The sequence below is a fragment of the Streptomyces sp. NPDC050674 genome (genome assembly GCF_040654575.1).
GTDB lineage: Bacteria > Actinomycetota > Actinomycetes > Streptomycetales > Streptomycetaceae > Streptomyces.
This window is the reverse complement of sequence record NZ_JBFAIG010000006.1, coordinates 39,695-51,196: the sequence shown is the minus strand read 5'-3', so window position 1 is coordinate 51,196 and position 11,502 is coordinate 39,695. Positions and strand designations below refer to the sequence as shown.

General features: G+C 73.1%; 12 protein-coding genes and 1 pseudogene. 5 read left to right on the top strand and 8 right to left on the bottom strand.

Going from position 1 to position 11,502, the window contains the following annotated elements:
* Positions 1-62 precede the first annotated feature (62 nt).
* Complete coding sequence (locus AB0I06_RS12300) at positions 63-491, bottom strand: peptidase inhibitor family I36 protein (RefSeq protein ID WP_363118691.1); 429 nt, start codon at positions 489-491, stop codon at positions 63-65.
* Positions 492-658: 167 nt separating this feature from the next.
* Here AB0I06_RS12300 and AB0I06_RS12295 point away from each other — a divergent pair.
* Both AB0I06_RS12295 and AB0I06_RS12290 read left to right on the top strand, forming a co-directional pair.
* Positions 659-928 (top strand): annotated as a pseudogene (locus tag AB0I06_RS12295) (helix-turn-helix transcriptional regulator); the annotation flags it as partial.
* Between the two features lie 522 nt (positions 929-1,450).
* A complete protein-coding gene (locus AB0I06_RS12290) occupies positions 1,451-2,182 on the top strand; it encodes a peptidoglycan-binding protein (protein WP_363118910.1) in 732 nt (243 codons plus the stop codon).
* Positions 2,183-2,294: 112 nt separating this feature from the next.
* On the opposite strand, the gene nirD is transcribed toward AB0I06_RS12290, so the two are convergent.
* From nirD to AB0I06_RS12275, 3 genes are read right to left on the bottom strand one after another with little or no spacing between them, the layout of a single operon-like run.
* Positions 2,295-2,645 carry a nitrite reductase small subunit NirD gene (nirD, locus tag AB0I06_RS12285; protein ID WP_363118690.1) on the bottom strand — a complete coding sequence of 117 codons (351 nt, stop codon included), beginning with the start codon at positions 2,643-2,645 and terminating at the stop codon, positions 2,295-2,297.
* Entirely contained in the window at positions 2,642-5,260 is a 2,619-nt protein-coding gene (nirB, locus tag AB0I06_RS12280; RefSeq protein WP_363118689.1) for a nitrite reductase large subunit NirB, read from the bottom strand. Before nirB ends, nirD begins: the two co-directional genes overlap by 4 nt.
* Entirely contained in the window at positions 5,260-6,477 is a 1,218-nt protein-coding gene (locus AB0I06_RS12275) for an FAD-dependent oxidoreductase (RefSeq protein ID WP_363118688.1), read from the bottom strand. Before AB0I06_RS12275 ends, nirB begins: the two co-directional genes overlap by 1 nt.
* 160 nt (positions 6,478-6,637) lie before the next feature.
* Here AB0I06_RS12275 and AB0I06_RS12270 point away from each other — a divergent pair, with 160 nt between their 5' ends.
* Positions 6,638-7,420, top strand: coding sequence for a sulfite exporter TauE/SafE family protein (locus AB0I06_RS12270; protein WP_363118687.1), 783 nt, complete (start codon positions 6,638-6,640; stop codon positions 7,418-7,420).
* Here the strand turns inward: AB0I06_RS12270 and AB0I06_RS12265 are convergent.
* Positions 7,417-8,319 (bottom strand): NAD(P)-binding domain-containing protein, encoded by a 903-nt coding sequence (locus AB0I06_RS12265; protein WP_363118686.1) that lies wholly within the window; start codon positions 8,317-8,319, stop codon positions 7,417-7,419. The genes AB0I06_RS12270 and AB0I06_RS12265 overlap by 4 nt on opposite strands.
* A 103-nt stretch (positions 8,320-8,422) precedes the next feature.
* Between AB0I06_RS12265 and AB0I06_RS12260 the strand changes: the two genes are divergently transcribed.
* Positions 8,423-8,815 carry a helix-turn-helix domain-containing protein gene (locus AB0I06_RS12260; protein WP_363118685.1) on the top strand — a complete coding sequence of 131 codons (393 nt, stop codon included), beginning with the start codon at positions 8,423-8,425 and terminating at the stop codon, positions 8,813-8,815.
* On the opposite strand, the gene AB0I06_RS12255 is transcribed toward AB0I06_RS12260, so the two are convergent.
* A complete protein-coding gene (locus tag AB0I06_RS12255; protein ID WP_363118684.1) occupies positions 8,753-9,412 on the bottom strand; it encodes a class F sortase in 660 nt (219 codons plus the stop codon). The two genes, AB0I06_RS12260 and AB0I06_RS12255, sit on opposite strands and share 63 nt — an antisense overlap.
* Positions 9,413-9,519: 107 nt before the next feature.
* Positions 9,520-10,044 carry a hypothetical protein gene (locus AB0I06_RS12250; RefSeq protein WP_363118683.1) on the bottom strand — a complete coding sequence of 175 codons (525 nt, stop codon included), beginning with the start codon at positions 10,042-10,044 and terminating at the stop codon, positions 9,520-9,522.
* Positions 10,045-10,314: 270 nt separating this feature from the next.
* On the opposite strand from AB0I06_RS12250, the gene AB0I06_RS12245 reads away from it, so the two are divergent.
* On the top strand, positions 10,315-10,932 hold the full coding sequence (locus AB0I06_RS12245; protein WP_363118682.1) for an NAD(P)H-dependent oxidoreductase: 618 nt from the start codon (positions 10,315-10,317) through the stop codon (positions 10,930-10,932).
* Between the two features lie 47 nt (positions 10,933-10,979).
* Here AB0I06_RS12245 and AB0I06_RS12240 read toward each other — a convergent pair whose 3' ends face one another.
* The gene (locus tag AB0I06_RS12240; RefSeq protein ID WP_363118681.1) at positions 10,980-11,396 is read right to left on the bottom strand and encodes a gamma-glutamylcyclotransferase family protein; all 417 of its coding nucleotides are present in this window, start codon (positions 11,394-11,396) and stop codon (positions 10,980-10,982) included.
* Positions 11,397-11,502: the final 106 nt, after the last annotated feature.

Sequence of the window (11,502 nt, the reverse complement as noted above, 5' to 3'; positions counted from 1 at the left end):
GCCGAAGTGGCGTGCGCGCCCGGGCAGGCGTGCACGCCACTTCGCTTCGCGCAGGGGCCGGATCAGCCGCAGCTGCCCGAGATCCACCGGTGGGAGCGGACCTTGTACGTACCGGCCAGGTTGCCGCCGTGCTGCTGACGGGTGCAGCCGATGCGGTCGGAGTAGTCGGTACCCCGGTAGTACGCCACACCGCTGGAACTGCTGGTGCCCGCGTTCCACACCGACTTCACGTTGGTCGTGGCGGCCCACGAACACCGGATGGAACCGCTCTGCCAGTCGGGGTCGGCCACGTCCCACGAGCACTTGCTGCCGGTGAAGTTGGCGCCGGTCCAGAAGCAGACGTGCCCGGACGCGCAGTCCACCGCGGCGGGTGCGGCAGGGGCCGCCGACGCGGAGCTCGGCACGGCCAGGGCGGTGACGGCGGCTGCGCTGACGGTCAGCACCGCGAGCAGCGAGTTCGTACGAGAGTGCCGGCGTACGGAAAGGCGCATGAGCCTGGTCTCCTCGGAGATCGGGGACGGTTGAGCGGACGGCCCGACGCTGGCAAGGCGCGACGGGGCCGGGCAAGGACACGGGGGCCCGCTGGGATGCCGGGACGGCGTCCCGGCGCCGACCTGGCGCGTTCCGGAACCGTTGGGACGGCCATGGGACGCCTTTGGTGGCACAGTGTCGGCACGAGACGCCCGACCAGCGTCCTGTCGGGGATCCAGAGGGGGGAGAGGCGTTGTCCGCATGCCCGGAAACGGAACGGTTCGCCGCGCTGCTGCGTTCGCTGAAGAGCCGGTCAGGGTTGAGTTACGAGGCCCTCGCCCGGAAGTCCGGACTGGCCGGTTCGACCTTGCACCGCTACTGCCGGGGCACGTCGGTGCCGCAGGACTACGGCAGCGTGCACCGGCTGGCGACGGTCTGCGGCGCGACCCCGGAGGAACTGCGCACGCTGCACCGCCTGTGGGCCCTGGCGGACGCGGCCCGGGCGGCGGCCGGTGCGGGGACAGACGGGGCACACGGCCCCGTCGCGGGGGAAGAGGCCGACGGGTCCGAGCCTGACGCCCCGCACCCCCACGTCCCCCCGGGCCCGGCCACGGGCCCGGACCCGTCCCCGGCCGCCCATTCGAGCTCGGGCACGCATGCGGGTGCGGCTACGCACGAGGACCCGGCTCCGCACCCGGGCACGGGTGAGGGTGCGGCTGAGCACGAGGGCCCGATTACGCACCCGGGCACGAGTGAGGGTGCGGCTGCGCACGAGGGCCCGACTACGCAACCCACTCGGGCCTCGACCACGAACCCGGTCCCTGCCACGAACCCGGTCCCTGCCACACACCCGGCCCCGTCCACACACCCGGCCCCTGACACGCGCCCGGCCTCACCCCCGGCCCCAAACGCCGCCCCGCCCTCCGCCCCGGCCCCTCCCCGGGCCGGTGAACAGCCGGACACCGCGCCGGCCGCCCCGGTGGCCGCCTGGCCGCGCAGCCGCCGGTTGCGCTCCACCGTCGTCACCGCCGCGCTCATCGCCGCCGTCGGTGTCTCCGCCTGGGCCCTGTCGAACGGCCGGTCGCCCTCCGGCGGCGGCGGTCAACGTGCCGACGCGGACCGGCCGTTGTTCTCGGCCAACTGCCCGCCCGTGATCGCCATGGGCGAGCACGACGAGTGCGTGCGCGAGGTGCAGCGCCTGCTGCACGCCAAGGGCGCGGACATCGGCGTGGACGGGGACTTCGGGCCGCAGACCCTGCGCCGTGTCACGGCCTTCCAGGTGCTCGCCGGGCTCCAGCCCAACGGAGTCGTCGGGGAGCCGACGAAGAAGGCGTTGTACGCCTCGAAGGTCCGGATGAGCGTGTGGCCGCAGCGGAAGGTGCGGGAGCGGGTCCGGGAGGTGTTCCCCGAGGCGCCGGACAAGGCGGTGGCCATCGCGGACTGCCAGTCCTTCCTCGACCCGCTGCACATCCTCCCCAACACCAACGGCACCCGGAACTGGGGCCTGTTCCAGATCTCCGACGCCCGGCTGCGCGACCTGGGCGGCACACCGCGCGAGGCCCTCGACCCGGAGTGGAACATCCAGGCGGCCCGGAAACTGTGGAGCCGTGAACGCGACTTCGGCGACTGGCCCCACTGCGAACGCGCCGCCGACGCCCCTCGCTCACCGGCACCCCGGCACTCGCCCACGACGGCCCGGCCCCCGAGCTGAACGACACCCCGGCCGCCCACGGCCCCCGGCCTGCCATGCGGACGGGACGGGGAAGGCACCCCTCCAGGACGGAGAGGTGCCTTCGTTCAGCCAGGGGCCGCCGGCCGTGCGGTTACGCGGCGCGGACCGCGTAGGCCGTCACCCGCACCGTCTCGTCGTCCAGGCACTGCCCGGACATCAGGTCGAAGCGCTGCTTGAGCAGGGGGGAGGCGACGAAGGGACGGCCCCGGTGGGTGCCGGTGAGGCCTCGGGAGAGGACCGCGGCGCCGGTGAAGGGGTCGCGGTTGTCGATGGCGAACAGGCCGCCGGAACGGTCGCGGAAGATCGCGGCCTGCCGGCCGTCCGGCAGCAGTGCGGCCACCCCGCGGCCCGGGAGCAGCGTGTTCAGGTCGCAGACCGCGAACCAGTCCCCGTCCAGGTCGAGTTCGATCTTGAGGTCGGTGGTCTCGAGTGCCAGGGTCATCGCTGGGCGCTTCCTTCCAGTACGTCAGCGGCGGGTCGCATGCCGATGGACAGCAGCGGCAGGTCGGGCTTCATCTGGTCGCGCTCGGGCACGAAGGCGACGACCGGGTCCGGGGTGTCCGGCGCGTTCACGAAGGACACGAACCGGGCCAGCTTCTCGGGGTCGTTGATGGTCTCGGCCCACTCGTCCCGGTAGTGCGCGACATGTGCCCGCATGAGCTGCTCCAGCTCGTCGCAGATGCCGAGCGAGTCGTGCACGACGACGTCCCGTACGTGGTCCAGGCCGCCGGGGATCCGCTCCAGCCAGGTCGAGGTGCGCTCCAGGCGGTCGGCCGTGCGGATGTAGAACATCAGGAACCGGTCGATCAGGCGGACCAGTTCGGCGTCCGACAGGTCCTGGGCCAGGAGGTCGGCGTGGCGCGGGGTCGCGCCGCCGTTGCCGCCGACGTAGAGGTTCCAGCCGTTCGCGGTGGCGATCACGCCGAAGTCCTTCGACTGGGCCTCGGCGCACTCGCGCTGGCAGCCGGAGACGGCCGACTTCAGCTTGTGCGGGGAGCGCAGGCCCCGGTAGCGCAGCTCCAGGTCGATGGCCATCCGGACGGAGTCCTGGACGCCGTAGCGGCACCAGGTCTGGCCGACGCAGGACTTCACCGTGCGCAGCGACTTGCCGTAGGCGTGGCCGGACTCGAACCCGGCGTCCACCAGGCGCGCCCAGATCAGCGGGAGTTGCTCGACGCGGGCGCCGAACATGTCGATCCGCTGACCACCGGTGATCTTCGTGTAGAGGCCGAAGTCGCGGGCGATCTCGCCGATCACGATGAGCTTCTCCGGGGCGATCTCGCCGCCGGGGATGCGCGGCACGACCGAGTACGAGCCGTTCTTCTGGAGGTTGGCAAGGAAGTGGTCGTTGGTGTCCTGGAGCGCGGCCTGCTCGCCGTCCAGGACGTAGCCGCTCGCGCCGATCGTCGGGGCCAGGGAGGCGATGATCGAGCCGACGGCCGGCTTGCAGACCTCGCAGCCGTCACCGCCCCGGGCCTCCTCGCGGCCGTGCCGGTCCAGCAGGTCCTGGTAGGTGGTGATGCGCAGGGCGTGGACGATCTCGTACAGCTCCTCGCGGGTCTGCCCGAAGCAGCCGCACAGGCCCTTGTCGACCTCGACGCCGTTCGCCTCCAGCTCGGCGTTGACGAGCTGGCCGAGGACCTTGACGCAGGAGCCGCAGCCGGTGCCGGCCTTGGTGCACTTCTTCACCTCGGGCACCGTCGTGCACTGGTGGTCGGTGACCGCGCCGCGGATCGTGCCCTTGGAGACGTTGTGGCAGGAGCAGACGATCGCCTCGTCCGGTAGCGCGGACGGGCCGAGCTGCACGGACTCCCCGGCCCCGGCGGGCAGCACCAGCGACTCGGGCGAGACCGGCGGCACCGAGCCGGTGAAGGCCTTCAGCGTGCCGTACGCCTCCGCGTCGCCGACCAGGATGCCGCCGAGCAGCGTGCCGTCGCGGCCGATGACCAGCTTCTTGTACAGCCCCGCGCGGGAGTCGGAGTAGACGACGTCCAGGCAGTCCTCGGCGGTGCCGTGCGCGTCACCGAAGGACGCCACGTCCACGCCGAGCAGCTTCAGCTTGGTGGAGAGGTCGGCACCGGTGAAGGACGCCTCGTCCGAGGCGATCGTGGCCGCGGCCGTCTCGGCCTGCTCGTAGCCGGGCGCCACCAGGCCGTACACGCGGCCGTCGGAGGCCAGCGCGCACTCGCCGATCGCGAAGACGTGCGGGTCGGAGACCGTACGGCACTGCTCGTCGACCGTGATGCCGCCGCGCTCGCCGACCGTCAGACCGCAGTCGCGGGCCAGCTGGTCGCGGGGGCGGACACCGGCGGAGAACACCACCATGTCGGTGGCCAGTTCGGAGCCGTCGGAGAGCTTCATGCCGGTGACGGCGCCCTCGGAGTCGACCAGGATCTCCTGCGTGCCCACGCCCGTGTGGACGGTCAGGCCCATCTCCTCGATGGTGCGCAGCAGCGCGGCGCCGCCGCCGTCGTCCACCTGGACGGGCATCAGCCGGGGCGCGAACTCCACGATGTGGGAGGTGAGTCCGAGGCCCTTCAGCGCCCCCGCGGCCTCCAGGCCGAGCAGACCGCCGCCGACCACCGCGCCGACCGTCGCCTTCGACTTGGCGTACTCCTCGATCGCGAGCAGGTCCTCGATCGTGCGGTAGACGAAGCAGCCCTCGGCGTCCTTGTTCGGAACCGGTGGCACGAACGGGTACGAGCCGGTCGCCAGGACCAGCACGTCGTAGTCCACGACGAGACCGGAGCGGGCGGTGACCCGGCGGGCCTCACGGTCGACGGCGGTCGCCGGGTCGCCGATGTGCAGCTCGATGCCGTGGTCCTCGATGAACGCCAGGTCCGTCATGGACAGGTCGTCCGGGGTCTTCCCCGAGAAGTACGAGGTCAGGGCGACGCGGTCGTAGGCCGGACGCGGCTCCTCGCAGAGCACGACCACGCGGTGCGTGGCGGTCAGGCCGCGCTCGGCGAGCGCTTCGAGGAAGCGCTGGCCGACCATGCCGTGGCCGACGAGCACGATCGTGGGGGTGGCCTCCGTGGCCTCCGGGGTGGCGGTCATCAGGAGCCTCCATCGTTGGTGAGCAGGTGGAGCAGCGGGCCGCCGTCGGAGGGGAGCGGCTCTGCTCCCTCCCAGGCGCGGGCGAGCGCGCCGACGGTGCCGAGTTCGCCGACGAGGACCCCGCCGACCAGGCGGTCGTCGCGGACGACGACCTTGCGGTAGGTGCCGCGGGTGGCGTCGGCGAGCTGGACGACGTCGTCGCCCGGAAGCGCCTCGGTCTCACCGAAGGCGGCGAGGTCGAAGGGGCTGTCGTGCCCGTTGAGCGTGAGCCGCGTCAGGGAACGCGTGCCGGTGTACCGGGCGGTGGGGTCACCGGCCAGCAACTCGGCCAGCGCGTCGGCCTGTTCGAGCGCCGGAGTGGCCAGGCCGTACACCGTGCCGTGGTGCTGGACGCAGTCCCCGACGGCGTGGATGTCCGGGTCGGAGGTGCGGAGTTCGTCGTCGACGACGATGCCCTTGCGCACCTCCAGACCGGCGGCCTGCGCCAGACCCACCCGCGGGTGGACACCGCAGGCCAGGACCACCAGATCGGCGTCGAGGGCATATCCGTCGGCCATCTCCACCGAGCGGACCGTGCCGCCGACGCAGCGCACGTCACGGACACGGAGGTCGGTGTGCACCTCGACGCCGAGGTCGGTGAGGTGCCGCCTGACCAGCTTCGACGCCGACGGGTCGAGCTGGCGCTCCATCAGCCGCTCCGACTGCTGGGCGAGCACCACCTGCGCGCCGCGCAGGGCGAGCGCCCGGGCCGCGGAGACCCCGAGGAGCCCGCCGCCGATGACGACCGCCTTCGTGCCCGGCCGGACCGCCTTGGACAGGCCCAGGCAGTCGTCCATGGTGCGGAACGCGTGGACGCCCTCGGGCAGTTGGTGGTCCTCGGTGAACAGGCCGCGCAGCGGCGGCAGTACGGGGTTGGACCCGGTGGCCAGCACGAGCCTGTCGTATGCGATCTCCGAGCCGTCCTCGCACCGCACGGTCCGTGCCGCGCGGTCGATTCCGGTGACCCGGCCGCGGGTCAGCTCCGCGGGCGCCGGCAGGGCGATCACCTCGGGGCTGTACCGTCCGGCCAGGACCTCGGCGAGCAGCACCCGGTTGTAGGGCCGGTGCTCCTCCTCGCCGATCAGCAGCGCGGGCGTGCCGAGCTCACCGAGCCGCCGGGCGAGCCGTACGCCCGCCAGGCCGGTGCCGATCACCACCACACGCTCATTCGAGGTCATGTCCTTGAGCGTGCGGTGCCGGTGTTACCCGGCAGCATCACCTCTGTTTCCCGCGGGGAACGCTGCCCTCAGCGGGGAGGGGCGGTGGGTGTGAGGGTTCCTGAAGTGCGGTGACGGCCGACTGTGAGGGGACGTGGGGGCGTCGCATAGGGTCGCGGTCATGCCCGACATATCGCTGACCATGATCGTCCTGCTCTGCCTCGCGGCCCTCGCCGCCGGCTGGATCGACGCCGTGGTCGGCGGGGGCGGCCTCCTGCTGCTGCCCGTGCTGCTGCTCGGACTGCCGGCGAACACACCCGCCGCGCACGCGCTGGGCACCAACAAGGCCGTCGCCATCGTCGGCACCACGGGCGCGGCCGTGACATACGCCCGCAAGGCTCCCGTGGACGTCCGTACCGCCGTCCGCATCGGGCTGGCCGCCCTCGCCGGTTCCTCCGCCGGGGCGTTCTTCGCGGCCGGGATGAGCACCGACGTCCTCAAGCCGGTGATCATGGTGGTGCTGCTCGGGGTCGCCGCCTTCGTGATCCTGCGGCCCGCCTTCGGCACGGCCCCCGCGACCGGCCCGGCGACCCCCCGCCGGATCCTCGCGGCGATCGGCCTCGGCGGCCTCGGCATCGGCTTCTACGACGGTCTGATCGGCCCCGGCACCGGCACGTTCCTGGTCCTCGCGCTCACCGCGATCCTCCACCTCGACCTCGTCACCGCCTCCGCCACCGCGAAGATCGTCAACTGCTGCACCAACGCCGGGGCGCTGGCCACCTTCGCGTGGCAGGGCGCGGTCCTGTGGCAACTGGCGGCCCTGATGGCCCTGTTCAACCTCGTGGGCGGCACCCTCGGTGCGCACACCGCCCTGAAGCAGGGCAGCGGCTTCGTCCGGATCGTGCTGCTGACGGTCGTCTTCGCCCTGGTGGCGAACCTGGCGTACGAGCAGTGGTTCGCCTAGGCGGCCGAGCCCCCTCGCAGATCCAGCAGTTCGACCATGCCGGTTCCGTCCTCGTCGCCGTGCCCCTGCGCGAGCCGCCGCTCCATCAGCGCCGTGTACGGCGTGAGCAGTTCCGGGCTGACCCGCTGTTCCTCGGCCGTGCGCAGCAGCGTGGCGTTGGCCGTGACCTGCATCGCGAGGTTGGACACGACGTCGCGGGTGTAGTCGCCGCTCTGGATCCGGTCGGCGCTCTGGTGCACGGCCGGGGCCATCGCGGTCAGCCAGTCCACGAGCAGCGGTGCGAAGTCCTTCGGCGCGATGTCCTCCGGGCGGATCAGCGCGAAGGCGTGGGTGACACCGGCGAACATGCCGCTCATCGCGCTCAGCAGTGCCACGTCGTGCAGCGCGGCGAAGCCCGGGTCCGCCCCGACGTAGCGGGTTCCGGCCGGGACGGCGAGGGTGTCGCGGTGTTCCTCGAACGCCTCGGGGGAACCGCTGTACAGGACGTAGCCGCCGGAGTCCGGGGCGCCGATCATGGGCGGTACGGCCATGATCCCGCCGTCCAGGAAGCGGGCACCGCGCGCCTCGGCCCAGGCGGCGCGGGCCCGGCCCTCGGCCGGGGTGCCGGTGGTGAGGTTCACCAGGTCCCGCCCCGTGGGGTCGGCCCCGTCGAGGGCCTCGTCCACGGAGGCGTCGTCGAGCAGGCAGGCGATCACCAGCCGGTGCGCGGCCACCGCCTCGGCGGCGGTCCGGGCGACGGTGGCGCCGTCGGCGGCGAGGGCCTCGGCGCGGGAGGGCGTGCGGTTCCAGACGGTCACCTCGTGCCCGGCGGCCAGCCAGGTGCGGGCCAGGGCGGTGCCCATGGCCCCGGTGCCGAGCAGGGTGACAGGGGTGCGGGAATGAACTTCCTTGTGGGTCATGGCGTTTAGGCTCGTCCAGGGGAGCGGGCCGCTCAAGTACGTACTTCGGAGTGGGTGGTTACCCCGGGGGAAGAGTGCAGGCAGTGGACGGGGGAGAGGTGGCATGGGGACGACAGGGCGACGGCCGGGGGCGTACGTCTGCGGGATCGACGCGGCGATGGACGTGATCGGCGGCAAGTGGAAGGTGCTGATCCTGTGGGCGCTGCACGAACGGCCCTGCCGTTTCGGGGAGTTGCGGCGCGCGCTGCCCGGCGTCACGGAGAAGGTGCTCGCCTCGCACCTGCGGCAGCTGGAGGCCGACGGCCTGGTGCACCGCGAGGCGTACGACGAGGTGCCGCCCCGCGTGGAGTACTCGCTGACGGCGCGGGGCGTCTCCCTGAACGAGGCGCTGGAACCCCTGGGCGCCTGGGGGAGGGCCAACGTCCTGGACGGGTCACCGGCTGCCGGTCAGATGCGCGAAGACGACGACGTTGCCCTGGTAACCGGTGCCCCGTGACCAGCCGCCGCCGCAGGTGATGACCCGCAGCTCCGGCCGGTGCGCGGGGCCGTAGACCTTCTCGTCGGGGAAGTCCTTCGCGGCGTACACCTCGACGGCGTCCACGGTGAACACCGCGACACCGCCGTCCCGCCGGTCCACCTCGATCGTGCTGCCCCTGGTCAGGGCGCCCAGGTCGTAGAACACCGCGGGCCCGTCGGCGTTGTCGACATGGCCGGCGACGATCGCGGTGCCCCGTTCGCCGGGGGTGGTGCCGGCCTCGTACCAGCCGGCGAGGTTCTCGTCCGCGGCGGGCGGTACGTCGAGGCTGCCGGTCCTCGTCAGGCCGAGCCCGGTCAGCGGCGCGTCCACGCGGATCGCCGGGATGCGGATGCGGTCGGGCGGCGAGGGCGGCAGCGCGGGCACGGCGGGCCGCTCACCGGCCCGGCCGTCCAGCCCCGCCCGGGCCTGCGCGGGGGAGGGCTGCGGCGGGGCGTGCGTCGCGGTGCCGTCGCGCAGCAGCCACGCCCCGGAGCACAGGGCGAACACCGTCACGGCCGCCATGGCGGCGTTCGCGGGATCGCGGACACCGCTGCCGAACCTGGGAAACCTGCGCATACCCACCCTTTTCTGCTGGCCCCGTACCCCCTCCGGGCCGCGAGGGGCGTCGGACCCGGAGGGGGAGGGGACACGCGGTACCGGCGACGGACAGCGGAGGGTGTCCGTCAGATCCCGTCGCCTCTCGCCCGGCGATGCAGGAGCCAGGTACCGCCCGCGGCGGCGACGGCGAGGGCCGCCACACCGGCCGCGGTCTGCACGGGGTCGGGGCCCAAGGCGCCGCCGACCCCCGTCTTCACACTCCCCCGGGGATGCACCCGCTCGCGCACCGGCGTCAGCGTGACCACCAGGTCCCCGGTGATCCGCCGGCCGCTGCCGGAACAGGTCGCGGTGATCTCGTACGTGCCCGGCTGCGCGCTCGACGGCACCCTGAACGCGCCGGTGGCGTCCTGTCCGTAGGCGTCCGGTGCCAGGCTGAGCGAACCGGCCCCGACCGCGCTGGCGTCGCCCGTCGCCGGGCCGCCGTCGCCGCAGTCCGCCGTACGCACCGTGACCTGACCGCCGGGCACGACCGAGGCGGGGGAGACCTCCAGGCCGTCGGCGGACGCGCCGTACGCGGGACCCGCCGCGGCGAGGGCCGCCGCGGCGACGGCGAACGCGGTGGCGGTCAGCGGCCGGGCGGTACGTCGCATCGGTGCTCCCTCGAGCGGTTCGTTCGTGCGCCTGCCCTTCCGAGGTAACGGGCAGCGGCACGGCCGCGCTTGCTGAGGGAGCGTCAGAATTGGGGTGAACGGGTGTCGGGGACCGTGCTGTCCGGCCTCTGTTCCTGGCCGTTTCGCCAGGTCACAGGGGGTGAGGGCGGGCGGGCTGCTAAAAAGCGCGGGGCGCGCGGGTGAACGGGTGACCCGGGTGTGCGCGACGGCGCTTGACCTCAACAAAGGTTGAGGTACGAGGCTGGGCGCATGAACCCGACTCAGACCGATTCAGCAACCGCCCGGCAGACCCCCGCGGACCCGATCCGCCTGACCCTCGTCGTGGGCAGCAACCGGCACGGCCGCTTCGGGCCCGTCGTCGCCAACTGGCTCCTCGATCGCATCCGGGACCGGGACGACCTGGTCGCCGAGGTCGTGGACGTCGCCGAGGTCGCGCTGCCGATGTCCCTCGAACCGACCGCCGAGGCCAGTGCCGCGCTGTCCGCCGTGACCCCGAAGCTGGCCGGCGCGGACGCCTTCGTGGTCCTCACCCCCGAGTACAACCACTCCTTCCCGGCGGGCCTGAAGAACCTCGTCGACTGGCACTTCACCGAGTGGCAGGCCAAGCCCGTGGGCCTCGTCTCCTACGGCGGCGTGTCCGGCGGCCTGCGCGCCGTGGAGCACCTCCGCCAGGTCTTCGCCGAGCTCCACGCCGTGACGGTCCGCGACACGGTCTCCTTCCACAACGCCGGCGCCTCCTTCGACGACCGGGGCACCCTGCGCGATCCGTCCGGACCGAACGCGGCGGCGAAGGTCATGCTGGACCAACTGGTGTGGTGGGGGCTCGCGTTGCGGGAGGCCAGGCGGAGCAGGCCCTACGGCGGCTGAGTCGGCCGCGCGCACGCCGGCCCTCGCCCGGGCCGGCGCCGCACGCCTCACTCCCGTGCCCGCCAGTCGCCGCTCGCGATCACCTGTCCCCGGGCCCGCAGCCGCGCGGCGACGGCGGGCGCGGCCACGTACACCCAGGCCCGCACGGCCGCCCCGTCGGCCGCCCGTACGGCCTTCCGCTCGACGCGCTCGTACAGACTGCGCGGATCCCCCGGCACGTACTCCTCCAGCCGGTCCAGCTCGGCGAGCAGCTCCTCGTACGCCTCCGGCAGCGCGGTGACCAGCTCCCCGCTGACCGGGCCGCCGCCCGCTTCCCCGACGGCGTACGGGTAGCCGGGCCCCTGGTACAGCACGGCGTCCGCGAGCCGGGCCGGCTCCTCGGAGCGGGTGCGGCCGCGCAGCAGGAGGTCGTGGTTGACCTCCCCCGGACGGAGGGTGCCGTAGACGAAGAAGGGGAGGGCCACAGGAACGATTCTGCACCCTCACGCACCTGCACAGCGGGGCTATGGACATGCCATGTCCGCTTCCGCCGTGACTCGCGGTCGACATCAACGCCCCGGTCCAAGGCCT

What these genes read in the sequence shown, in the direction of transcription:
- nirD (WP_363118690.1), bottom strand. Translation starts at nt 2,645, where the DNA reads ATGACCCTGGCACTCGAGACCACCGACCTCAAGATCGAACTCGACCTG.
- nirB (WP_363118689.1), bottom strand. Translation starts at nt 5,260, where the DNA reads ATGACCGCCACCCCGGAGGCCACGGAGGCCACCCCCACGATCGTGCTC.
- AB0I06_RS12265 (WP_363118686.1), bottom strand. Translation starts at nt 8,319, where the DNA reads ATGACCCACAAGGAAGTTCATTCCCGCACCCCTGTCACCCTGCTCGGC.
- AB0I06_RS12275 (WP_363118688.1), bottom strand. Translation starts at nt 6,477, where the DNA reads ATGACCTCGAATGAGCGTGTGGTGGTGATCGGCACCGGCCTGGCGGGC.
- AB0I06_RS12260 (WP_363118685.1), top strand. Translation starts at nt 8,423, where the DNA reads ATGGGGACGACAGGGCGACGGCCGGGGGCGTACGTCTGCGGGATCGAC.
- AB0I06_RS12250 (WP_363118683.1), bottom strand. Translation starts at nt 10,044, where the DNA reads ATGCGACGTACCGCCCGGCCGCTGACCGCCACCGCGTTCGCCGTCGCC.
- AB0I06_RS12255 (WP_363118684.1), bottom strand. Translation starts at nt 9,412, where the DNA reads ATGCGCAGGTTTCCCAGGTTCGGCAGCGGTGTCCGCGATCCCGCGAAC.
- AB0I06_RS12300 (WP_363118691.1), bottom strand. Translation starts at nt 491, where the DNA reads ATGCGCCTTTCCGTACGCCGGCACTCTCGTACGAACTCGCTGCTCGCG.
- AB0I06_RS12245 (WP_363118682.1), top strand. Translation starts at nt 10,315, where the DNA reads ATGAACCCGACTCAGACCGATTCAGCAACCGCCCGGCAGACCCCCGCG.
- AB0I06_RS12270 (WP_363118687.1), top strand. Translation starts at nt 6,638, where the DNA reads ATGCCCGACATATCGCTGACCATGATCGTCCTGCTCTGCCTCGCGGCC.